At 74.3% G+C, this 20,673-nt stretch carries 23 protein-coding genes; 16 read left to right on the top strand and 7 right to left on the bottom strand.

The annotated features are described in order from the left end of the window. Positions 1-96: 96 nt before the first annotated feature. The 5 genes from RM572_RS25445 to RM572_RS25425 all read left to right on the top strand — a co-directional run bounded on the left by RM572_RS25445 (position 97) and on the right by RM572_RS25425 (position 3,385). Positions 97-888 carry a GNAT family N-acetyltransferase gene (locus tag RM572_RS25445; RefSeq protein WP_311675718.1) on the top strand — a complete coding sequence of 264 codons (792 nt, stop codon included), beginning with the start codon at positions 97-99 and terminating at the stop codon, positions 886-888. 3 nt (positions 889-891) lie between these two features. Beyond that, on the top strand, positions 892-1,674 hold the full coding sequence (locus RM572_RS25440) for a DUF2785 domain-containing protein (protein WP_311675717.1): 783 nt from the start codon (positions 892-894) through the stop codon (positions 1,672-1,674). A gap of 67 nt (positions 1,675-1,741) precedes the next feature. Next, entirely contained in the window at positions 1,742-1,933 is a 192-nt protein-coding gene (locus tag RM572_RS25435) for a DUF6381 family protein (RefSeq protein WP_311675716.1), read from the top strand. 38 nt (positions 1,934-1,971) lie between these two features. Continuing rightward, a complete protein-coding gene (locus RM572_RS25430; RefSeq protein WP_311675715.1) occupies positions 1,972-2,739 on the top strand; it encodes an SDR family oxidoreductase in 768 nt (255 codons plus the stop codon). 46 nt (positions 2,740-2,785) lie between these two features. Then, a complete protein-coding gene (locus RM572_RS25425) occupies positions 2,786-3,385 on the top strand; it encodes a Uma2 family endonuclease (RefSeq protein WP_311675714.1) in 600 nt (199 codons plus the stop codon). Here the strand turns inward: RM572_RS25425 and RM572_RS25420 are convergent, their stop codons facing one another. Continuing rightward, positions 3,386-4,297 (bottom strand): S41 family peptidase, encoded by a 912-nt coding sequence (locus RM572_RS25420; RefSeq protein WP_311675713.1) that lies wholly within the window; start codon positions 4,295-4,297, stop codon positions 3,386-3,388. Between the two features lie 94 nt (positions 4,298-4,391). Here RM572_RS25420 and RM572_RS25415 point away from each other — a divergent pair, with 94 nt between their 5' ends. After that, positions 4,392-4,820: a pyridoxamine 5'-phosphate oxidase family protein gene (locus RM572_RS25415; RefSeq protein WP_027765933.1), complete on the top strand. Its 429-nt coding sequence runs from the start codon at positions 4,392-4,394 to the stop codon at positions 4,818-4,820. A 69-nt stretch (positions 4,821-4,889) separates the two neighbouring features. Here RM572_RS25415 and RM572_RS25410 read toward each other — a convergent pair whose 3' ends face one another. Next, the gene (locus tag RM572_RS25410) at positions 4,890-5,720 is read right to left on the bottom strand and encodes a MerR family transcriptional regulator (protein ID WP_311675712.1); all 831 of its coding nucleotides are present in this window, start codon (positions 5,718-5,720) and stop codon (positions 4,890-4,892) included. 297 nt (positions 5,721-6,017) lie between these two features. Here RM572_RS25410 and RM572_RS25405 point away from each other — a divergent pair, with 297 nt between their 5' ends. After that, positions 6,018-7,634: an extracellular catalytic domain type 1 short-chain-length polyhydroxyalkanoate depolymerase gene (locus tag RM572_RS25405; RefSeq protein ID WP_311675711.1), complete on the top strand. Its 1,617-nt coding sequence runs from the start codon at positions 6,018-6,020 to the stop codon at positions 7,632-7,634. A gap of 96 nt (positions 7,635-7,730) precedes the next feature. Here RM572_RS25405 and RM572_RS25400 read toward each other — a convergent pair whose 3' ends face one another. Then, positions 7,731-8,417: a response regulator transcription factor gene (locus RM572_RS25400; RefSeq protein ID WP_311675710.1), complete on the bottom strand. Its 687-nt coding sequence runs from the start codon at positions 8,415-8,417 to the stop codon at positions 7,731-7,733. Continuing rightward, the gene (locus RM572_RS25395; RefSeq protein ID WP_311675709.1) at positions 8,405-9,514 is read right to left on the bottom strand and encodes a sensor histidine kinase; all 1,110 of its coding nucleotides are present in this window, start codon (positions 9,512-9,514) and stop codon (positions 8,405-8,407) included. Before RM572_RS25395 ends, RM572_RS25400 begins: the two co-directional genes overlap by 13 nt. 170 nt (positions 9,515-9,684) lie before the next feature. Here RM572_RS25395 and RM572_RS25390 point away from each other — a divergent pair, with 170 nt between their 5' ends. Continuing rightward, positions 9,685-9,897: a hypothetical protein gene (locus RM572_RS25390; RefSeq protein ID WP_311675708.1), complete on the top strand. Its 213-nt coding sequence runs from the start codon at positions 9,685-9,687 to the stop codon at positions 9,895-9,897. Between the two features lie 4 nt (positions 9,898-9,901). Here RM572_RS25390 and RM572_RS25385 read toward each other — a convergent pair whose 3' ends face one another. Beyond that, positions 9,902-11,185: an MFS transporter gene (locus RM572_RS25385; RefSeq protein WP_311675707.1), complete on the bottom strand. Its 1,284-nt coding sequence runs from the start codon at positions 11,183-11,185 to the stop codon at positions 9,902-9,904. A 506-nt stretch (positions 11,186-11,691) separates the two neighbouring features. Beyond that, entirely contained in the window at positions 11,692-13,179 is a 1,488-nt protein-coding gene (locus RM572_RS25380; RefSeq protein ID WP_311675706.1) for a hypothetical protein, read from the bottom strand. 359 nt (positions 13,180-13,538) lie between these two features. On the opposite strand from RM572_RS25380, the gene RM572_RS25375 reads away from it, so the two are divergent. After that, positions 13,539-13,982, top strand: a complete 444-nt coding sequence (locus tag RM572_RS25375) for an SsgA family sporulation/cell division regulator (RefSeq protein WP_311675705.1) — start codon at positions 13,539-13,541, stop codon at positions 13,980-13,982. Between the two features lie 171 nt (positions 13,983-14,153). Next, positions 14,154-15,020 carry a class I SAM-dependent methyltransferase gene (locus RM572_RS25370; RefSeq protein ID WP_311675704.1) on the top strand — a complete coding sequence of 289 codons (867 nt, stop codon included), beginning with the start codon at positions 14,154-14,156 and terminating at the stop codon, positions 15,018-15,020. On the opposite strand, the gene RM572_RS25365 is transcribed toward RM572_RS25370, so the two are convergent. Continuing rightward, entirely contained in the window at positions 15,011-15,658 is a 648-nt protein-coding gene (locus tag RM572_RS25365; protein ID WP_311675703.1) for a PAS and ANTAR domain-containing protein, read from the bottom strand. The genes RM572_RS25370 and RM572_RS25365 overlap by 10 nt on opposite strands. Positions 15,659-15,980: 322 nt before the next feature. Here RM572_RS25365 and RM572_RS25360 point away from each other — a divergent pair, with 322 nt between their 5' ends. The 6 genes from RM572_RS25360 to RM572_RS25335 all read left to right on the top strand — a co-directional run bounded on the left by RM572_RS25360 (position 15,981) and on the right by RM572_RS25335 (position 20,655). Beyond that, positions 15,981-17,573, top strand: coding sequence for a DHA2 family efflux MFS transporter permease subunit (locus RM572_RS25360; RefSeq protein ID WP_311675702.1), 1,593 nt, complete (start codon positions 15,981-15,983; stop codon positions 17,571-17,573). Between the two features lie 167 nt (positions 17,574-17,740). Further along, the gene (locus RM572_RS25355; RefSeq protein ID WP_311675701.1) at positions 17,741-18,541 is read left to right on the top strand and encodes an SAM-dependent methyltransferase; all 801 of its coding nucleotides are present in this window, start codon (positions 17,741-17,743) and stop codon (positions 18,539-18,541) included. A gap of 274 nt (positions 18,542-18,815) precedes the next feature. Continuing rightward, entirely contained in the window at positions 18,816-19,118 is a 303-nt protein-coding gene (locus tag RM572_RS25350) for a gas vesicle protein GvpO (protein WP_311675700.1), read from the top strand. Positions 19,119-19,198: 80 nt separating this feature from the next. Continuing rightward, the gene (locus RM572_RS25345) at positions 19,199-19,666 is read left to right on the top strand and encodes a gas vesicle structural protein GvpA (protein ID WP_311675699.1); all 468 of its coding nucleotides are present in this window, start codon (positions 19,199-19,201) and stop codon (positions 19,664-19,666) included. Positions 19,667-19,669: 3 nt separating this feature from the next. Continuing rightward, complete coding sequence (locus RM572_RS25340) at positions 19,670-20,383, top strand: GvpL/GvpF family gas vesicle protein (RefSeq protein ID WP_311675698.1); 714 nt, start codon at positions 19,670-19,672, stop codon at positions 20,381-20,383. Positions 20,384-20,397: 14 nt separating this feature from the next. Then, entirely contained in the window at positions 20,398-20,655 is a 258-nt protein-coding gene (locus RM572_RS25335; protein ID WP_311675697.1) for a gas vesicle protein GvpG, read from the top strand. Positions 20,656-20,673: the final 18 nt, after the last annotated feature.

The following is a 20,673-nucleotide window of genomic DNA, read 5'->3' as shown; positions in this document are numbered from 1 at the left end:
CCATGCGCACCGGCCCCGGCCCCGGCGGGGGCGGGGCAAAGGGGGCAACCGGGAAAGCAGCTGACCGCGGGTGGGGGGACACGTAGGGTCGGGCGGGTGAATGTCATATCGCTGGGGTTCCGCACGGACCTGATGATGCTGGAGATGAGCGGGTCCGTCGTCGTGGACCGGTCCACGCACCAGGTGGTGCGCACCCCGACGAACCCCGGGTTCTGGTGGGGCAACTACGTGCTGGTCGCCTCCCCGCTCCGCGACGGCGACGCGGACCACTGGACGCACGAGTTCGGGGAGTACTTCCCGGAGGCCACCCACTTCTCGCTGGGCGTCGACGGAGTCGACGGCGAGGCCGGAGACGCGGCGGAACTGGCGCGGCTCGGCGTGACCGTCGAGGTCAACGCAGTGCTCACCGCCGAGGAGATGCCCGCGCCGGACCGCACCCCGCCCGGCGTCGACCTCCGCCCGCTGCACGGGGACGACGACTGGGCGCAGGCCGCCCGCGTCCACGCGTCGTGCGACGACGGAGACCCGTCCGACCCGGCCCACCGCGCGTTCACCGAGAACCGGCAGGCCGACCTCCGCCGCCTCTGCGAGGACGGGTACGGCGCCTGGTTCGGCGCCTTCGTCGACGGCCGGATGGCCGCCGGTGCCGGCATCTTCACCGACGGCTCCGGACTCGCCCGCTACCAGAACGTCGAGACGCATCCGGACCACCGCCGCCACGGTCTCGCCACCGCGGTCGTTCAGCACGCCGGCCACTGGGCGCTCACCGAACTCCGCGCCAACACCCTCGTCATCGTCGCCGACCCCGACTACCACGCCGTCGACCTCTACCGGCGGCTCGGCTTCACCGAGACCGAACGCCAGGTCCAGCTCCAGCGCGGCACCTGACCGATGCCGTCCCCACCACCCACCGCACACGACCTGCGCACCCTCACCGGCCCCCGGCGAGCCGCCGCGCTGGAGACGCTGCTCTCCGACCTGCGCTCGCCGGACCCCGTCGTACGCGACGAACGGGCCTACCGGCGGGCGAAGGAGTGGGTGCCCCATCTGGACGCGGGGGAGCTGCGGATGCTGGGGGACCGGACGGCGCAGCACCTTGCGCACCCGGAGGTGCAGGCCCGCACGTTCGCGCCGCTCGTCCTCGCCCGGATCGCGGAGGCGGGCGACTGGCGTCCCGAGTGGTGGGACGCGTTCGCCCGCTGGTACCCGGCGGAGCAGGACCTGCGGGGCCACGACGCCGCGCTCGGCTGGCTGCACGCCGCCGCCCACGGCGCCGACCTCCTCGCCGCGCTCGCCCGTGGGCGCCGCGAGCCGCCCGGCATGCTCGCCGGGACGGCCGTCGCCCGGCTGCTCGCCCCCACCACGCACCTCTTCGATGCGCAGGAGGACGATCGCATCGCCCACGCACTGGTGCAGATTCTCGCGCGGCCCGACATCACCGCGGCCGACTCCGAGCGGTGGGCGGAACCGGTCGTCGCGGCGTTCCGCACCGGGGAACCCGGCCCGGTGCCGGCCTGGGCGTCCAACACCATGCGCACCCTGCGCGCGCTCTACGTCCTCGCCGACCGTGGATTCCGCGACGACGAGGGGTTGGTGCGCACGGTCACGCACCGGCCGGCCGTGCTGCGTGCCGTGGCCGGGGCGCTGGGGATCGTGGCGCCCTACGCGGTGTGAGCGCACGAGGTGCCGAGGGGGCGGGGTGGTGGTTGGCTGGAGGGAACGGACGGCGGGAGGAGCGGTCATGAGTGCCGAGGACGAGCTGCGCGGCCGCGTGCGGCAGATGCGGGAGAAGGCGCAGCAGCTGAGCGAGGCGGCCGAACGCGCCGCCGATCCGCACGAACGCGAACGGTTGCAGGACAAGGCGCGCAGGCTGCGTGAGCAGAGCGAGCAGGACAGCCACCCGGGCGGCGGCGAGGTCTTCCCCAGCAACTGACGCGCCGGGCCCGCGATGCGGGGCGGGAGGAGACGGGTGTGGACGGACCGATTCTGGTGACCGGCGGAACCGGCCGGCTGGGCAGGCCCCTCGTGACGCGCCTGCTCGCCGACGAGACACCCGTACGGGTGATGAGCCGGCGGCCGCGCCCGGCCGGGGACGACCGGCCGTACGAGTGGGCGCAGGCCGACCTCGGCAGGGACGTGGGGGTGGACGCGGCGGTCCGGGGCGCCGGCACGGTCGTGCACTGCGCGACCGGGGCGCGCGACGTCGAGCTGACCCGGCGGCTGATGCGGGCCGTGCGCGCGGCCGGGGCGGAGGGGGAGGCTCCGCACGTGGTGCTGATCTCCATCGTCGGCATCGACGACGTGCCGTTCCCCTACTACCGGTCGAAGCTCGCCTCGGAAGGACTCGTGGTGTCCTCCGGGCTGCCCTGGACCTTGCTGCGCGCCACGCAGTTCCACGACCTGATCGCCACGCTCGTGACGGCGCAGCGGCGCCTCCCGAGGGTGCTGGCGCCGCGCGGCTTCCGCTTCCAGCCGGTCGCGGCGAGCGAGGTCGCCGTGCGGCTGGCCGAACTGGCACAGGCGAAGCCGGCGGGGCGGGTGCCGGACATGGGCGGACCGCAGGTGCGGCCGCTGCGCGAGCTGGCCGAAACGGTCATGCGCGCCGGCGGCTGGGAGCGCCGCCTCGTCGAGCCCGCGCTACCGGGCCGCGCCGCCCGGGCCGTGGCCGCAGGGGCGCTGCTCACCCCGGCGGACCGCGCGGTGGGCACGCTCACCTTCGAACAGCACCTGGGCGTCTAGCACCTCTGCGGCGCGCGCCGCAGAGGCCGGTCGAAAGCGTAGGCTGATGCGGGACGAGACCCCCGCCGAGAGAGGGATCGCCGTGGCCGTTGTGTACGAGCGCATGCGAGAGATCGCGGAAGAGGTCTCCAAGGTGCCCGAGGCGTGGGCCGTCGAGGTCTCAGGGGGAGAGATCCACATCATGATGAGTCCTGCCAAACGGCACGAGTTGATCGTCCTGCGCACTGCCAGGCAGCTCAACCGTCAACTCGACACTCAGTCTCCCGGGCTGGCCGCGCACTCGGGTGCCGAGATCGAGGACCCCCAGGCCGGTGTGATGCGTCGGCCCGACCTTCTGGTGCTCCCGGAAGCCGCCCTCGACGAGGCAGGCGACTACGTCGATCCGAAGGACGTCAATGTCGTGCTGGAGGTCGTCTCCAAGTCGAACCCGGAGAACGACTACAGCGGCAAGATGCGCGACTACCCGCGCATCGGCGTACCGTTCTATGTGATCATCGATCCGCGCCTCGGGACGGGCGTCGTACTCTCCGAGATCGGTCCCGGGGACGAAGGCCCCACCTATCTGCGCCGGGAACCGTTCGCCTTCGGCGAGACCGTGCAGATCGGGCAGTGGACGATAGACACCGCTCAGTTCCCCCTCTACTGACTACTGACCCGGCGCGGGTGCGTCGGCGCGTTCCCGGATCGTGGCGAGCGCGGTGTCGAGGGCTTCGGCGGCGGGGGCGGGCGTGTCGGGAGTGACACCGGTGCCCTCCCAGTTGGTGCCGGTGACCGGGCTGACGGTGCGGGCCGTGGGGACGGTCACCGTGATGTGGGCGGAGAGGGTGTGCCAGGCCGTGGGGTGGGCGCCGCCCCGAGTCCGTTCGCCCACGACGACGGCGCGCTCGTGGGCCTGGAGCGTGTACGCGATGTCCTCGCCGCCGGAGAACGTGTCGGCGCTGGTCAGCACGTACACGGGACGGTCGAGGTAGCGCGGCGCGGGCAGGTGCGCGCTGGTCCAGAACTGCCGGGTGGAGTCGGTGCCGCGGTCGTAGATGTCGTTGAGGTGCGTTGCGTCGTCGGGGAAGAAGTGGCTGCACCACAGGGCCGCGCCGCTGGGAGCGCCGCCGCTGCACGCGCGCAGGTCCAGGACCAGCGCGTCGGTCCCGGCGACGAGCTGCATCGCCGCACCGATGGCGAACCCGCCCGCACCCGCCTCGGTGACCCGGCGCAGGTCGATGTACCCGGTGTTCCCGTCGAGTCGCTCGACCCGGCGCACCCCGTGGTTCTCGCGGCGCAGCGTCTCCAGCATTGCGGCCCGGCCCTCGTCGGCTTCCGCCGGTTCCGTGGACTGCGGCTCGTCGGACCACCGCAGGCGGAGGTGCCGGTCCGGGCAGACCTCCTGGAGGTCGGCCGTGACCTTCTCGCACAGTTCCCGGCCGGACAGCCCGTCGTACACACCGTCGGCGACGCGTGACCGCAGCGCGGAGGCGATCTCCGTCGCGCGCTCGGGGAAGACGTATCCCGTCTCGATGTGGTCGGCGGCCCGGTCGAGCAGGTGCGCGTGGGAGGTCGGCATGAGCGGTGAGCCTAGCCCGGTTGTCAGTGGCGTGCTGTCCAATGGGACAGGACGTGATGTGACGTGGACGACTGCTGAGGAGAGGTGCTGCGGGATGGCGCTGAGTCGTGAGGAGCGGGAGCGGTTCCTGGCGGAGCCGCACATCGGGGCGCTGGCCGTGGAGTCGGGTGAAGCCGGCCGCGCGCCGCTGACGGTGCCCATCTGGTACCAGTACGAGCCGGGTGGCGAGCTGTGGGTGCTGACCGGACGGGATTCGCGCAAGCACGCGGCGATCGCGAAGGCCGGACGGTTCTCCCTGATGGCCGAGCGCGTGGACCCGTCGGTGCGGTACGTGTCGGTCGAGGGCCCGGTGACGGCGACGGAGCCGGGGACGGTCGCCCACCTGCGGGAGATGTCGGCGCGGTACCTGCCCGCCGAGGTGCTGGAGCCGTACGTGGAGATGGCCTCCCGGGAGCACGGAGAGCAGGTGGTGATCCGGATGCGGCCGGAACGGTGGCTGTCCGCCGACATGGGCGAGGTGTAGGGGGCGGGGCAGAGGGCCCGGGCCTCCCGTCCCGGCGGGCGCGGGCCCGCCGGGAGGTGTGGACGCCCGTCAGGCGCGGGTGACAGGTTCCTGGAGCTCCGTCACCCAGTCGGCCCGGTCGGCCGGGCACTCCAGGTAGAGCTCGCGGTTGTAGCCGCCGGACGTGTAGCCGTTGTCGTCGATCCAGTGCGCCAGCGTCTGGAGGGTGCCGAGCACGCCGTCCATGGGACCGCGGTGCACGATCGTGGCGGCGGATTCGACGGCCGGCAGGACGACGAGGTCGACGGCCTGGTCCCCGACCGCCGCATCGGAGGCGACCGGCATCGCGGCGTGGACGACGATCGAGCCGTCCGGGCCCCCGGGGGCGTCCTCGTAGTAGGCGATGCCGGGGCCGGTGGGGCGTACACCCGCCTCGTCGAGCCTGCGGCACAGGTTCTCGAAGAGCGGGCCGATGACCGGCCCGATGTGCTCCGGCTCGAAGCCGCCCGCGACGGCGGACAGTTCGGCGACGCGGACGGCGGGTACGGATTTCACGACGACGTCGTGGGTGGACATGGTGCCCTCGCTCTCGATGGTCCGGAGCCTCGCCTCGACCTGCGCGAGCTGCGCGTCCGCCGTCCGCCGCGCCGCAGCCAGCTCCGCTCGGCGCAGCCGCAGCATGCCGCGCAGTTCCTCGGTGGTCACCTTCTCGTCCAGGATCTTCTGGACCTGGTCGAGGGTGAAGCCGAGTTCCTTGAGCGCGATGACGCGGTTGAGGCGGGCGAGCTGCACCGCCTCGTAGGAGCGGTAGCCGCTGGACGGGTCGACGTGGGCGGGCCGCAGGAGTCCGACGGCGTCGTAGTGACGCAACATGCGGACGGACACGCGGCCGTGCCGGGCGAAGTCTCCGATGCTGAACATGGCACCTCCTACGGCACAGCCTCACACGGTGTGAGGGTCAAGCGCCCGCCGTTCGCGGGGCACCCCGACGCCCTGACGGCGCACATGTGACATGTACGCGACCGCCATGCGGTGGGGTGGAAAGTGTGGACGGCGCCCGTGGCGGGGCGGCAGCCGCGGCCGTACGGTCCAGCGCAACAGTGAGACCCGCCTCACACCCGCAACCCGCAACCCGCAACCCGCACACCCGCAACCCCGCACACCCCGCAACCCCGCACACACCCACACGTCCGCACGCCCCCACCCGCTGGAGCCGCGATGCGTCCCGACCACGCCACACCCCCGCCTCCCGCCCACCGCCGCCGCGCCGGCCGCGACCGCCCGCACCGCCTGTGGGCGGCGGCCCTGGTCGCCGCCCTGGCCGCGGTCGCGACCGTCGCCGTCTCCCTCGCCGCACCCGCCCCCGCCCGCGCCGCCGGGCTGGAGGAGGTCACCGGCTTCGGCTCCAACCCCGGCAGCCTCCGCATGTTCCGCTACGTCCCCGACGGACTTCCGCATGACCGCCCGCTGGTCGTGGCCCTGCACGGCTGCACCCAGAGCGCCGCCGAGTACGACGACGAGACCGGCTGGACCGAACTCGCCGACCGTCACGGCTTCGCCGTGCTGCTCCCCGAACAGCGCAGCCTCAACAACGGCAACATGTGCTTCAACTGGTTCCAGAACACCGACACCTCGCGCGGGAGCGGCGAGGCGCTGTCCGTGGTGCAGATGATGGACCGCATGCGCGCGGACACGGGCGTCGACCCGGGCCGTTCGTACGTCACCGGCCTGTCCGCCGGGGGCGCGATGACCGCCGTCATGATGGCCGCCTACCCCGACCGGTTCGACGGAGGCGCGGTCGTCGCCGGCATCCCCTACCGCTGCGCGAGCAGCGTGGTGGACGCGTTCGGCTGCATGAACCCCGGCTCCGACCGCAGCGCCGCCCAGTGGGGCGACGCGGTGCGCGGCGCCTCCTCGCACACCGGCCCGTGGCCCACGCTGTCCGTCTGGCACGGCACCTCCGACACCACCGTCGCCCCCGTCAACCAGCGCGAACTCGTCGAGCAGTGGACGCACGTGCACGGCACCGACGCCACCGCCGACGCCTCCGACACCGTCGCCGGCTACCCGCACCGCGTCCACCGCGACGCCGGGGGCGAACCCGTCGTCGAGGAGTACGAGATCACCGGCATGGGACACGGGCAGCCCGTCGACCCGGGCAGCGGCGCCGGGCAGTGCGGCCGGGCCGCACCGTACGTGCTGGACGTCGGCATCTGCGCCGCGCACCACATCGCGCAGTTCTGGGGCATCGGCGGCGGCGACCCGGGCCCCGGCCCCGACCCGGAGCCCGGCGACGGCACGGCGGTGCTCGGCAGCGACGACGCGCGCGACGGCTACGTCAAGGCCGCCGCGGACGGCTCCTCCGCCACCGTCGGCACCCTGGAGGGCACTCTCGGGCTGGCCGTCGGCCGCGGCGTGGACGGGCGCCACAGCCGGACCGTGCTGTCCTTCGACACCTCTGCCCTGCCCGACGGCGCGACCGTCACCGGGGCGCACCTGACCGTCGCCCGCACCTCCGGCAGCGGCGATCCGTGGGCCGACCCGGCGGGGAACACGCTGGTGGCGGACGTGCACGGCGGCTGCCTGGGCGGCAGCTGCACGGTGGCGGCCGACGACTGGTCGGCGCCCGCCGACGCGCCCGCCGCCGCACGGGTGCCGCGCCCCGCCTCCGGAACGGCGGAATCCGGCACGTTCGACGCGGCGGGGCTCGCCGCGATCGACCCCGCCGGGACGACGCAGGTGCGGCTGCGGTTCGCCCAGGCCCCGGCCGGTACGGCGTACGTCTTCCTCGGCGCGGCCGACCGGGCGACCCTGACCGTGACCTACCGGACCTGACCCGCGGGCACGGCGCGCGCGGGCTGCCACCGGCCGGGCGGCAGCCCGCACGGCCAGCCGTCCCGTGCGAGGCGACCCGACGGACGCCCGTGCGCGCTACTCCGCGTCGTGCACGAGCAGCGCGATCTGCACCCGGTTGTCCAGCGCCAGCTTGGTGAGGATGCGCGAGACGTGCGTCTTCACCGTCGGCACGCTCATGTACAGCCGCGCCGCGATCTCCGCGTTGGACCGGCCCTCGCCCACCGCCCGGGCGACCTCGCGCTCCCGGTCGCCCAGCGAGGCGAGCCGCGCGCGGGCCCGCGCCGCACGAACCGCGCGCGGGTCGTCGCCGTCGCCGCCGTCCTCCGCGACGCGCGCGATCAGCCGGCGGATCACCGCCGGAGACAGCACCGGCTCGCCCGCCGCCACCTTCCGCACCGCGTCCACGATCTCCTGCGGCGGGGTGTCCTTCAGCACGAACCCCGCGGCGCCCGCGCGCAGCGCCCGCAGCACGTACGCGTCCGTGTGGAAGGTGGTCAGCGCGATCACCTCCGGCGGGTCCGGACGCCGCCGGAGCGCCTCCGTCGCCGCCAGGCCGTCCACCCTGGGCATGCGGACGTCCATCAGCACCACGTCCGGGGCGTGCGCGTCGACCAGCGCCTCCACCACGTCGCCGTCCGCCGCCTCGTCGACCACCTCGATGTCCGGCGCGCCTCCGAGCATCAGCCGCAGACCGGACCGTACGAGGGCGTCGTCGTCGACCAGCAGGACGCGGTAAGGGGGCGAAGCTCTCACGCCGCCCACGGTATCCGGGCCTCCACGCGGAAGTCGCCGCCCACCCGGCCGTGCACCAGCGTGCCGTCGGCGAGCCGCACGCGTTCGGCGAGCCCCACCAGCCCGTTGCCGCCGCCCGGGATCGCCGCCTCCCCGGCGCCCGGCACCCGGTTGCGCACCTCCACCGCCAGGCCGTCACCCGGCTCGCCCGCCACCCGTACCGTGACGCGCTGCCCGGCCGCGTGCTTCCGGGCGTTGGTCAGGCACTCCTGCACCACCCGGTAGGCCGTACGCCCCGCTGCGGCCGGCACCGCCCCGGGATCGGCGACCCTCCACTCGGTGACCACGTCCGCCCCCGCCTCCCGCGCCTCCTCCACCAGCCGCGCCACGTCCGCGAGAACCGGCTGCGGCCGCAGCGCCCCGCCCGGCTCCCGCAGCACGCCGACGACCTCGCGCAGATCCTCCAGGGCCTGGTGCGCGCTGTCCCGTACGACGCCCGCCGCGCGCCGGATCTCCTCCCGCGGCGCGTCCGGATGGAACTCCAGCGCGCCCGCGTGCACGCTCAGCAGCGACAGCCGGTGGGCGAGGACGTCGTGCATCTCGCGGGCGATGCCCTCCCGGGCCTCCCGCCGCGCCTCCTCGGCGGCCCGTTCCGCGCGCTCCCGCAGCGAGGCGACGAGCTGGCGACGGGAACGCACGTACAGGCCCCAGCTCAGCGCCGCGGCCACCAGCGCGAAGTAGGTCAGCGCGCTGTCCGTCTCCTCGGCGCCCGGGTCCGGGGCGCGGGCCAGGAAGACCGGCACCGGCGCGTACGCCAGGACGGCGAGCCACCCGGTGGTGCGCGGCGGGCGCAGCACGGCCACCGTGTAGAGCGCCGCCAGCGTCGCACCGGTGACGAAGTGCGAGACGGTGCCCGCCACCAGCAGCGCCACCGCGAGCTGCACCGGCCACCGCCGCCGCAGGAACAGCGCACCGCACGCCAGCGCGCCGGTCGCCTGGTCGGCGGCCAGCAGCGTGGGCGACAGGCCCGGGTCGACCACCACCGAATCGGCGGTCAGTACCGAGAAGCCCGCCGCGGCGAGGAAGAGACCGACGTCGGCCAGCCGGTCCCGCGTCGAGGGGCGCATCACCGCCGAATGTACGGGCCGCCGCGCCCCGCCGCGCCCTCTTGGCCGCCGCCCCGCGCGAGCATGAACCGAAGGACGACACGGCCGCCGACATCCCGGTACTTCCGTCGTACCCGCCCGATGCCGACGGCCGATACCGCCCGCCCACGCCGCCGGGCAGCCTCGACGGCATGAAGGGCTTCCTCGGATTCGTCTGCTTCGTTCTCCTCAGCCAGGGCGTCGGCGGCCTCCTGCACACCTGGACGGACGGCTGGTTCACCCTGTGGGCGCTCACCCACCGCATCGGCTTCCTGGACGGCTACCACGTGTACGTCGACGTGCTGCTGATCGTTCTCGGCCTCGCCGTCGGCTCGGCGGGCGAGAAGGTCAAGTCCTCGGCCTGACCGGTCACTTCAGGGCGACTGCCTCCTCGTTGCGACGCGGCTGCCGGGTGTCCGGGAGCCGCAGCACGCACAGCAGGCTGGCCGCGCACACCACGGCCAGGTAACCGCCCACCGCCCACTCCGCCGTCCCGGCCCCCGCCGAGGCGGCGATCCGCGTGGCCGCCAGCGGGGCGACCGCCCCGCCGAGGACGGCGCCCAGGTTGTACGACACGGCCGTGCCCGTGCAGCGCACCCGGGCGGCGAACAGCTCGGGCAGATACGCGCCCTGCACGCCGAGCATCACCACCAGCGCCAGCAGCGTCACCGCCGCGCCCGCCGCGATCCACACCGGCTCACCGGTGCGGAGCAGCAGCAGGTACGGCACGATGCACACCACCATCGCCGCGTACCCGGCCAGGCTCATCCGGCGGCGGCCGAAGCGGTCCCCCAGCGCGGCCGCCACCGGCGTGGCGAGGCCCATCACCGCGACCGCGGCCATCAGGCAGGCGAGCATCGTCGTCGGGTCCATCCCCAGCGGGCCGGTGGCGTGCGCCAGCGACCACGCGACGACGCCGTAGTACAGGGCGTACGCCCCGGCCGTCGCCCCCGCCACCAGCAGCACCCGGCGGCCGTGCCCGCGCACCACCTCGGCGAACGGCGCCGCCGCCCGCCCCTCGGCCGCCACCCGCCGGAACTCCGGCGTCTCGCCCAGCCCGTGGCGCAGCGCGTACCCGGCGACCATCAGCACGCCCGCCGCCCAGAACGGCACCCGCCAGCCCCAGGCGAGGAACGCCTCCTCACTCAGCCCAGCGGACATCGCCAGCATCAGCCCGTTCGCCAGCAGGTAGCCGACCGCCGGCCCGACCTGCGGGAAACCCGCCCACAGCCCGCGCCGGTGCGGCGGGGCGTGCTCCGACGCGAGCAGGACGGCACCGGTCCACTCGCCGCCGACGCCCAGACCCTGCACGAAGCGCAGCAGCACCAGCAGGGCGGGCGCGGCGACGCCGAGGGTGTCGTAGCCGGGCAGCAGCCCCACACCGACCGTCGCCAGGCCGGTCGTCAGCAGCGAACCGAGCAGCACCGTGCGACGCCCGAACCGGTCGCCGACGTGACCGAACAGCACCGAACCCAGCGGGCGGGCCAGGAACCCGGCGGCGAATGCGCCGAAGGCGGCCAGCAGCCCGGCCGTGGGGGAGAAGGTCGGGAAGAACAGCGGACCGAACACGAGCGCGGCGGCGACGCCGTAGACGCTGAAGTCGTAGTACTCGATGGCTGTTCCGGCGAAGCACGCGGCGGCGATCCGCCCCATCCGCGGGCGCCCCGCCGCCGGTCCGGCCGACGCGCCGAGGCGCGACGCCCCCGCGGTGCCGGGTGCCTGCTTCGCACCGTCCCCGTCCGGGCCGTGGGACTGCGCCCCGGGGCGGGGCGTCGGCCCAAACGACGCTCCCCGCCCCGGTCCCGGGCGCCCGGTGGGGCGTTCGGCCTCCGCCGCCCGCACCGGCGCGGCGGAACGTACCGACGACCCCGTCGGGCGGCACCGCTCGGCCGCGCCCTTCCGCCGCTCGGGCCCGCCTCCCGCTCCGGGGGTTCCGCCCCGGAGCCCTGTGGGCGACGCGGCGGAACCCGTGCCGGCGGGCACCGCCGGAGTCGCCCGGCCGCTGCCGTGAGGGACGGTCGCCGCCGGGGCGTCGTCCCGTCCGGCGGTCCCGGGCACCGCCGAAGGCGGGTCGTCCCCCGCGGGGCGTGCGGGCGGCACCGCCGGATCGACGGCCGCGGGGGGCCGCGGCGGCTCCGCCGCCTCCGGGCGGTGGTCCGTCATCCCGGGGTGCCCCTTCCGTCGGTGGTGACGTCGGCGAGCCAGTCGCGGGCGCGGGCGTCGAAGTCGAGGGCGGCGCGGGCGCCCCGCAGCCGCAGCGGGGCGAGTTCGGTCCGCATCCGCGTCACCGCGTCGACGAGCCGCGCCGACCGCACGCCCTCCGTCAGCTCCAGCGCATGCCCCCACGTGGTGCAGGCGCGCTCGACCTTGCCCTGACGGCACTGCATGGCACCGGTGTGCGCGAGGCTGAGCGCGGCGATGCGGCGCTGCGCCCCGCCGCCGCCCGAGCTCCACTCCGCGCGCGCGAAGTGGGCCTCCGCGAGGGCGGGTTCGCCCAGCGCGGCGGCCGCCTTCCCCAGGTGGTTGCGCACGCAGGGCGCCGACGACCCCCAGAGCGCGGCCCAGTACGGCAGGGCGCGTTCGTCGGCGCCCTCCCCGAGCCGCAGGGCGCGGGAGGACTCCGCGATCGCCTCCCGGCGCCGCCCCTGTACGGCGAACGCCCGCGCCCGGGTGGCGGCGTAGAGCGACGCCGACGCCGGGTCGGCCCGCGTGCCCAGGCGTTCCAGCGCCGCGTCCATCAGCTGCACCGTGTGCTCGGGACGACCGCACTCCATCCCGTGGTGCGCCATGACCCGCAGCACGAACGCCTCGTGCGCCGGTTCGCCCGCCGCACGGGCGAACGCCAGGGCGCGCAGGTAGTAGCGCTGTGCCAGCCCGGGGCGGTTCCCGTCGTACGCCTTCCAGCCCGCCAGGTACGCCAGGCACCCGGCGGTGGTGAGCATCTGCCGCCGCTGCGTCTCGGAGCGGAACCGTGCGCGGCAGAACGCGGCCACGTCCGAGTGCAGGTACTGCACGACCGCGGAGGCGCCGTGCCGGCCCCCGTGGCGTTCGTCGGCCAGGGTGAACAGCTCCAGCATGGCGCGTGCCGCGGCGACGTCCCCCGCCCCGGCGCGGGCGCCGCCACCAGCCGTACCCACGACCCCGGCGCGGGCCGCGACCTCCTCCGCCCGGTGCGGCGGCACCGCCGCCAGGGCGACCGCGTAGGCGGCCCGCACCGTCTCCGTACGGCCCGCCAGGTCGTCGCGGGTGAGCCGCGTCAGCGCGGCCACCGGATCCTCACCGAGTCCTCCGCCGCCCGTGGCGAAGGAACCGTCGCCGGGGGATCCCGGCCCGGCCGCCGTCCCGCCGTCGCCCGCGTCCGCGTCCGCGCCACCGCTCGACGTGTCGTACCCCGGTGCGTGCAGGCCGAGTTGCTCCGGCACCAGGGCCCGGCCAAGCCGCCGCGCGAGCGCCTCCGTCAGCGCGCGGGCGGTCGTCGCGGAAGGCCGGGTTCCGGCCACCCAGTGCGCGACCGCGGAGGAGTTGGTGCGCGTCCGGCCGCCGCTCTCGGCGGCCACCGACCTGACGTCCCTGGCGATCTCGGCGTAGGTGCAGCCCGCCTCGTGAATCGCCCGCCGGAGGCGGTCGTTCGGCGTCCTGGTGCCCAAGTTTCGCTCCATTCGGTGCGGTTAAGCGGATTAAGCGAGTGGGCGGGGAGCAGAGCCTACACACACTCAGCACGGGCTCGTTGACTTTCTGTAAGGAAGAACCCGCGCGAGGGTGATCCGTCCCATGGTGGACGGACGTAAGGACGTCGGAACGACGAGAAGGGGCTCGGCCACGCATGCGGTGGTACGGGAGTGACGGCGGTTTCCCGTGGTGCCGGTTTACGCGCTCCCGGCGAGGGACACCCCGTGAGCCGAGGAAAACGGCTCCGGGAGCGGGGCGGAGCCGGAAGGCGACCCGGCCGCGAGAGCGGGATCGGGGTGCGGCGGGCCGCCGCACCGACGGGGAAGGCGGGAAGAACATGTATGTCGCGGTCGAACGCGAGTTGGAGTTCTGGCTGGCGATGTCGCCCAAACGCGGCATCCCGGTGCCGGCGCGGCTGAGTTACCGGGAGGACGATCCGCTCGCAGTGCACTTCACCTTCCACGTCGGCACCGAGGCGCCGGTCGAGTGGAGTTTCGCGCGCGACCTGCTGGCCGAGGGGCTGCGCAGACCCTGCGGGCGCGGCGACGTCCGGCTGTGGCCGACGACCGTCGCCGGCCGCGCGGTGCTGTACGTGGCGCTCGCCTCGCTCGACGGCGACGCGCTGCTGACCGCGCCCGCCGAGGAGGTGCGCTCCTGGCTGCGCCTCACGCACCGGCTGGTCGCCCCCGGCACCGAGTCCGTCGCCCAGGCCCTGGACGCGGAACTGGACGCCGTACTGGCCGCCGCGCCGACGAGCGAGGCGCCGACCGACGACCTCTAGAGGCCCGAGGCGGACGCGCAGGCCCGGCGGCAGCCCGGGCCCGGCGGCAGCCCGGGCCGGACGGGCACGAGGGGGCCGCGCACGAAGCGTGAACGCGCGCCGAGGGCCACTCGGCTCAGGGCGAACGCGCGTCCTGTGGACGGCTCCCGAGCCCTGCGGCAGCCTGGGATCATGACTGTGGGCTTCAGCGGCGATGTCGCCGAGTACTACGCGAAGTACCGACGCGGCTACCCGGAGCAGGCGCTGGACGCCCTCCAGGAGACGTTCGGGCTGACCCGCGACGACCTCGTGCTGGACATCGGATGCGGCACCGGACAGCTCGCCCTGCCCCTCGCCGCTCGCGTCCGCGCCGTCCTGGGCCTCGACCCCGAGCCCGACATGCTGCGCCTCGCGCGCGCCACGGCCGCCGAGCAGGACGTGCACAACGTCTCCTGGCTGCTCGGCGCCGACACCGACGTCCCGGCGCTGGGTGCCGCCCTCGGCCCCCGCGCCCTGGGGGCGGCCGTGATCGGCCAGGCCGTGCACTGGATGCGCCACGAGGAACTGTTCCGCGCCCTCTCCCCGCTGGTCCGCCCCGGCGGAGGCGTCGCGGTGCTGGCCAACGGCACCCCGTTGTGGCTCCAGGACACCGACTGGTCGCGATCCCTCCGCGACTGCCTGGAGGCGTACTTCCGCCAGCCGCTGCGCGCCACCTGCGGCACCGGAGATCAGGACCGTCTGGACTACGCCCGGGGACTGCGCGACGCCGGGTTCACCGGTGTGCGGGAGCTGGCCGTGGAGTACGAGGACCGGCTCGGCGTGGACCAGCTCGTCGGCACCGTCTTCTCGGCCATCCCCGCGGAGGACCTGCCCGCGCCACCCGACCGCCCGGCACTCGCCGCGCGCATCCGCGCCGCGCTGCCGGACGTGCACCACGTCATCGAGTCGGTGCGGGTGTCCCTGGTGGTCGGCCGGGCGCCCCACCCCGTGTCGCCCGACAAGGCGGGCGCGCCGCCCGGAGAACGGCCCGCACGAACCCTTCCGGCCGCTCAGGCGTAGAAGGCCCGCTCCAGGCGGCGGCGCAGCTCCGTACGCAGACTGCCCGGCGGAGCCGGAGCCGCCGCCACGAGCGAGGCGGCGATGTCGCGCAGCCGGGTGTTGGTGTGCTGCGAGTGCCGCCGCAGGATGGCCAGCGCCGCCTCGGCGTCCACGCCGTACACGCCCATCACGATGCCCCGCGCCAGGTCGACGTCCTCCTGGCTGTCGCGGGCCGCGGCGATCGCCTCGTCCGCGACCTCGCGCACCTGGCGGTTGACGGCATCGGTGACGTCGACGAAGAAACCGCGCACGCCGATCAGGCGGCCGTCGGTGTCCGACTGGCCGTCGCCGACGACGACCACCCGGCGCACCCGGCCGTCCGCGGCCACGATCCGGTGGTAGCAGCTGTACGGTTCGCCGTCCGCGAGGCACCCCTCCAGCAGCGCGCGGGCGTGCTCGCGGTCGTCCCGGTGCTGGTGCTCCCGCAGCAGCTTGCTGGTCGGGGTCACCTGACCGGGGGTGAGGCCGTGCAGGGTGAAGACCTCGTCCGACCACCACCACGAGTCGGCGACGACGTCGTAGCGGTAGACCCCCGTCAGTTCGCCCGTCGGCTCACCCGACAACTCTGTGACCTCGGCGACCTCGGCATCCTCGGCCATCGGACCTCCCGCACCCCCGGCCTTTCATGGACCCCGTCGCTGCCCAACGTACATCGCCCCGTGCACGGACACGGGCTGGGGATGTGCCCGGAGCAGGCGAACCGAGGCCCCACGCGGGAATACGAGGCCGACGGACGGTTACACGACAGGGAGCCCGCTCGGTCAGAAAGCGGCCCAGCGGGACAGCGTGGGTCGGTGTCGTCCGCGGCGGCACCCCCACGCGACCCGAAGCGGGCTCGGCCGGCCCCCGCCGCAACCGTGGGTCCGTCCCGCCGCCCACCGCCCCCGTTTCGCCTCCGGGCGACCGGCCACCCGTAGGCGCGTGACCACCTCCTCCGCTCCCGGCACCGTCGCCCACGGCTCCGCCGCGGGCCGGTGGGTGCTGGCCGCCACCGTGCTGGGCTCCGCGATGGGCTTCCTCGACGCGACGGTCGTCAACGTCGCGCTCCCCGCGATCGGGGACGACCTGGACGCCGACGTGTCCGAACTCCAGTGGGTGCTGGACGGCTACCTGCTCACCCTCGCCGCCCTGATCCTGCTCGGCGGCTCGCTCGCCGACCGCTACGGACGCCGCCGCGTCTTCTCCGCGGGCGTGGTCTGCTTCACGCTGCCCTCCGTGCTGTGCGCCCTCGCCCCCGACCCGCTGACGCTGATCGTCGCCCGTGCGCTCCAGGGCGTCGGCGCGGCACTGCTGACGCCCGGCAGCCTGGCCATCATCCAGGCCGCCTACCGGCCGGAGGACCGGTCCCGCGCCATCGGGGCCTGGTCGGCGCTCTCCGGCGTCGCCTCCGCGCTCGGACCGCTCGTCGGCGGCTACCTGATCGACGCGCTGTCCTGGCGCTGGATCTTCCTGATCAACGTGCCCATCGGTCTCCTCGTGCTGGCCGCCGCCGCACGGCACGTGCCGGAGAGCCGCGACCCCACCGTCACCGGCCGCCTGGACCTGCGCGGCGGGCTGCTGGCCACGCTCGCCCTGGGCTGCCTCACCTACGCCCTGATCGAAGGTCCGCGCGGCCATCTCTCCGCCCGGGTGATCGGCGCGGCCCTCCTCGTCGGCGTCGCCGCCTCGGCCGCCTTCGTGGTCACCGAACGGCGCGCGCGGACGCCGATGCTGCCCTTCGGGGTCTTCTCCTCGCGGCAGTTCCTCGCCGCCAACGCGGTCACCGTCGTCGTGTACGCGGCGCTCGGCGGGGTCTTCTTCCTGCTCGTGGTCTTCCTGCAGACCTCGCTCGGCTACTCGCCGCTCGAGGCGGGGATCGCCTCGCTGCCGGTGACCCTGCTGATGCTGCTGCTCTCCTCCCGCGCCGGCGGGCTGGCGCAGCGCATCGGCCCGCGCCTGCCGCTCACCGTCGGGCCGCTGCTGCTGGCCTGCGGCATGCTGCTGATGCTGCGCATCGAGGCGGGCAGCGGCTACGTGACCGCCGTGCTCCCGGCCGTCGTCGTCTTCGGCCTGGGCCTGTCCGCCACCGTCGCCCCCGTCACCGCCACCGTGCTCGCCGCCGCCCCCGCGGAGCACTCCGGAGTGGCCTCGGGCATCAACAACGCCGTCTCCCGCGTCGCCCAGCTCGCCGCCGTCGCCGCGCTTCCGCCGCTCGCCGGGATCGCGGGCCGCGACTTCACCGACCCCGGCGCCCTGACCGACGGCTTCCACACGGCCATGCTGATCACCGCGGCTCTCGCTGCCGCCGGTGGCCTCCTCGCCCTGTTCACCATCCGCGGCGACGTCCTCGCGGAGCCCGCCGCGCCCCCGGAGCCCCCGGAACCCGCGCCGCCGGGCGCACCCCCGGCGGGCGAGGCGGAAAGGGAGCGGGAGGCCGCGCCGCGCTCCGCGAGGCGTGCGGCGGCCGAACCCTGCCCGTACGAGTGCCCGATGGCCGGCGCGCCGCTCCGCGTGCCCCCGTCCGGCGAGCGCTGAGCGCGTTCCGCCCGGGGGCGGTCCGGGCCGCCGTCCGTGCGGTACCGCACCGGTTCCGGGCCGTTCCGCCGGAGGTCCCGGGCGACGCATGCGAGCGGGCGTTCCCGCGAAGCGCCCCGGTCGGCGAGACTGCTGGCAACAGACCGTCACCACCGAGGAGCAACCCGATGACCGACGATCCGTCCCCCGCCTTCGACGCCTCCGTGCCGCACTCCGCGCGCATCTGGAACTACCTCCTGGGGGGCAAGGACAACTACCCCGTCGACCGGGCGGCCGGGGACAAGATCTGCGAACTCTTCCCCGGCATGGTCGACGTGACGCGGCACTCGCGCGCGTTCATCGGACGCACCGTCCGCCACCTGGCGGGGGAGGAAGGCATACGGCAGTTCCTGGACATCGGCACCGGTCTCCCCACCGTCGACAACACCCACGAGATCGCCCAGCGGGTGGCCCCCGAGTCGCGGATCGTCTACGTCGACAACGACCCCCTCGTCCTGGTGCACGCCGAAGCCCTGCTGACCAGCCGTCCGGAGGGCGTGACGGCGTACATCGAGGCCGACGCGCGCGACCCGGAGAGCATCCTGGAACAGGCCGCGGAGACCCTCGACTTCTCCCGGCCCGTCGGGCTGATGCTGATGGGCATCCTCGGCCTGGTCCAGGACTACGACCAGGCCCGGTCGGTCGTCTCCCGGCTGATGGAAGCTCTCCCGCCGGGCAGCTACCTCGGGCTGAACGACGGCACCAGCACCGACCCCGCGTACGTCGAGGCCATCCGCCGCCACAACGCGTCCAAGCCGGCCGCGCCGTACACGCCCCGCACCCCGGAGCAACTCGCCGGCTATTTCGAGGGGCTGGAGATGCTGGAGCCCGGCGTGGTGACCTGCTCGCGCTGGCGCCCGGAGGCCATGCCGTGGGGCGAGCCGCCCGAGGTCGCCTGCTACGGGGGAGTCGGCCGCAAGAACGGCTGAATTCCCCACCACACGCGGGAGTTGGGGTCCCCGCTTTCGTCGCTTTCCTGATCTTGGAAAGCCGACGGGAGCGGGGGCTTTTGCGTTTCTCGGCAGGCATGACCGCCGGTCGCACGAGAGGGAGAACGTGTCGCGTTTCCGCTCCCGTGTTGCGGATTTCCTCCAGTCGTGAGTAAGGCGGCGCGGGAGGGGCACCCAGGGCGCCAGGTCGAAAACACGTGCCATCCCGCGCAGCACGCCCCGTGTGGGACACACCGGAAAGAAGGCAGAACGCATGGCGAACACGGAAGGGAAGGGCGGGAGTGACGGCGGAGACGGGCGTACGCCGATCGCCGTCGCGATGCGCAAGGCGGCGTCCCAGCTCTCCGAACTGCTGGGCTCCGCACCCGACTCGGTGTCCGCCATACAGCCGAAGGGCGAGGGCTGGTCCGCGCACGTCGAGGTGGTCGAGATCGAACGAGTGCCGGACACCACCAGCGTGATGGCGACATACCGGGTCGAACTGGACAAGAAAGGTGACCTTCTCGGCTACGAGCGGACCCATCGCTACGCCCGGGGCCAGATCGACCGGCGCTGACGCGACGGACGGCGACCCCTACCCCCCGGCCGGTTTGCCCCCTGCGCCCGGCCGGTCCCTCACAGCAAGGAAGTGCCGCAATGACCGTGATGCAGCAATCAGCACCGGCCGCGCGGGAACATGGCTCGCGCGGCGGAAATCTCTATGACGTCCTCGAGCTCATTCTCGACCGCGGCCTGGTGATCGACGCATTCGTGCGCGTGTCCCTCGTCGGTATCGAGATACTCAAGATCGACGCACGCATCGTGGTGGCGAGCGTGGACACGTATCTGCGTTTCGCCGAGGCCTGCAACCGGCTCGATCTCGAAGCCGGCAACAAGGCGCCCAGTACGCTCACCGATCTCACCAGCGAGTTGACCGAGGGCGGTGCCAAGGGAAAGTCCAAGGGCGCGCTGAGCGGAGCCGTCGAAGCCGTCAGCGAATCCCTGACGAAGGGACGTGACGACGACGAGGGCGAGCGCGAGCGCGAGCCGCGGCGCACCAGGACCGAGGCCGGCTCGTCCTCCGGCAGCCGCCGCACCACCCGCCGGAAGGCGAGCGAGGAGTAACGGATGTCCGTCTATCTCTACGCCGTCACGGCCGCCGGGCATCCGCATCGACTGGACGGGCTGCACGGCGTCGGCGACCCCGCCGGGGCCCTGCGCAGCCTGCGCGCCCGCTCCGTCGCGGCCGTGGTCAGCGATGCCCCCGCCGAACTGCGGGCCAAACGGCGCGACCTCATGGCGCACGAGAACGTGCAGGAACGGCTGCTGGAGGACGGGGCCGTGCTGCCGATGCGCTTCGGCCTCGTCGCCGGCTCCGACGACGAGGTCCTCGCCGCGCTCGACGAGCACGCCGCCGCCTACGAGCAGGCACTGCGCGAGGTCGAGGGCTGCACCGAGTACCACCTGCGGGTCGCGCGCGACGAGGACGACATGCTGCGCGAGATCGTCACCCAGTCCGACGAGGCACGGAAGCTGAACGACCGCACCCGGCAGGACCCCGCCTCGCACGCCGACAAGGTCGCACTCGGCGAGCTGATCAGCCACGAGATCGAACGGCGCCGCGAGCGTGCGGCGGAGGACGTGGTCCACGCCCTGTCCGATACGGCCGTCCGGCACGTGGTGGGGCAGCCGAACCGGGACCACCTCGTCGCCCTCTCCTTCCTCGTCCGGCGCGAGCGCAGCGGCGACTTCTCACGGGCCGCGCAGCACCTCGCCGACGACCTGGGCGCCGGAGCACAGCTCACGCTGCACGGTCCCCTTCCGCCCTACAGCTTCGTCTGACGGACGGCACCCTCATGGGACTGATCAGCCAGATCCTCACGTTCCCGCTCGCCCCCGCCCGCGGCGTGGGGTGGGTGCTGGACCAGGTGGTACTCGCCGCCGAGCGCGAGTACTACGACCCCGAGCCGGTGCGCCGCGAGCTGCGCGACCTGGAACAGGCGCTGCTCGACGGGCGCATCGGCGAGGAGGAGTTCGACCGTCGCGAGGACGAACTGCTGGACGAGCTGGAGTGGCTCGAGGCGAACAGCGAAGAGGTCGAACGGCGGGGCTGACAGCCCCGAGGCACCACG

This window comes from Streptomyces hazeniae, from assembly GCF_031845485.1.
GTDB classification, from domain to species: domain Bacteria; phylum Actinomycetota; class Actinomycetes; order Streptomycetales; family Streptomycetaceae; genus Streptomyces; species Streptomyces hazeniae.
This window is presented reverse-complemented; position numbering and strand designations above follow the sequence as displayed.

Coding starts and splice junctions, on each gene's coding strand:
- RM572_RS25345 (WP_311675699.1), top strand. CDS start 19,199: ATGACCGTGATGCAGCAATCAGCACCGGCCGCGCGGGAACATGGCTCG.
- RM572_RS25410 (WP_311675712.1), bottom strand. CDS start 5,720: ATGTTCAGCATCGGAGACTTCGCCCGGCACGGCCGCGTGTCCGTCCGC.
- RM572_RS25395 (WP_311675709.1), bottom strand. CDS start 9,514: ATGCGCCCCTCGACGCGGGACCGGCTGGCCGACGTCGGTCTCTTCCTC.
- RM572_RS25440 (WP_311675717.1), top strand. CDS start 892: ATGCCGTCCCCACCACCCACCGCACACGACCTGCGCACCCTCACCGGC.
- RM572_RS25365 (WP_311675703.1), bottom strand. CDS start 15,658: ATGGCCGAGGATGCCGAGGTCGCCGAGGTCACAGAGTTGTCGGGTGAG.
- RM572_RS25375 (WP_311675705.1), top strand. CDS start 13,539: ATGTATGTCGCGGTCGAACGCGAGTTGGAGTTCTGGCTGGCGATGTCG.
- RM572_RS25425 (WP_311675714.1), top strand. CDS start 2,786: ATGCGGGACGAGACCCCCGCCGAGAGAGGGATCGCCGTGGCCGTTGTG.
- RM572_RS25435 (WP_311675716.1), top strand. CDS start 1,742: ATGAGTGCCGAGGACGAGCTGCGCGGCCGCGTGCGGCAGATGCGGGAG.
- RM572_RS25355 (WP_311675701.1), top strand. CDS start 17,741: ATGACCGACGATCCGTCCCCCGCCTTCGACGCCTCCGTGCCGCACTCC.
- RM572_RS25370 (WP_311675704.1), top strand. CDS start 14,154: ATGACTGTGGGCTTCAGCGGCGATGTCGCCGAGTACTACGCGAAGTAC.
- RM572_RS25390 (WP_311675708.1), top strand. CDS start 9,685: ATGAAGGGCTTCCTCGGATTCGTCTGCTTCGTTCTCCTCAGCCAGGGC.
- RM572_RS25385 (WP_311675707.1), bottom strand. CDS start 11,185: ATGGGGCGGATCGCCGCCGCGTGCTTCGCCGGAACAGCCATCGAGTAC.
- RM572_RS25340 (WP_311675698.1), top strand. CDS start 19,670: ATGTCCGTCTATCTCTACGCCGTCACGGCCGCCGGGCATCCGCATCGA.
- RM572_RS25415 (WP_027765933.1), top strand. CDS start 4,392: ATGGCGCTGAGTCGTGAGGAGCGGGAGCGGTTCCTGGCGGAGCCGCAC.
- RM572_RS25420 (WP_311675713.1), bottom strand. CDS start 4,297: ATGCCGACCTCCCACGCGCACCTGCTCGACCGGGCCGCCGACCACATC.
- RM572_RS25405 (WP_311675711.1), top strand. CDS start 6,018: ATGCGTCCCGACCACGCCACACCCCCGCCTCCCGCCCACCGCCGCCGC.
- RM572_RS25335 (WP_311675697.1), top strand. CDS start 20,398: ATGGGACTGATCAGCCAGATCCTCACGTTCCCGCTCGCCCCCGCCCGC.
- RM572_RS25350 (WP_311675700.1), top strand. CDS start 18,816: ATGGCGAACACGGAAGGGAAGGGCGGGAGTGACGGCGGAGACGGGCGT.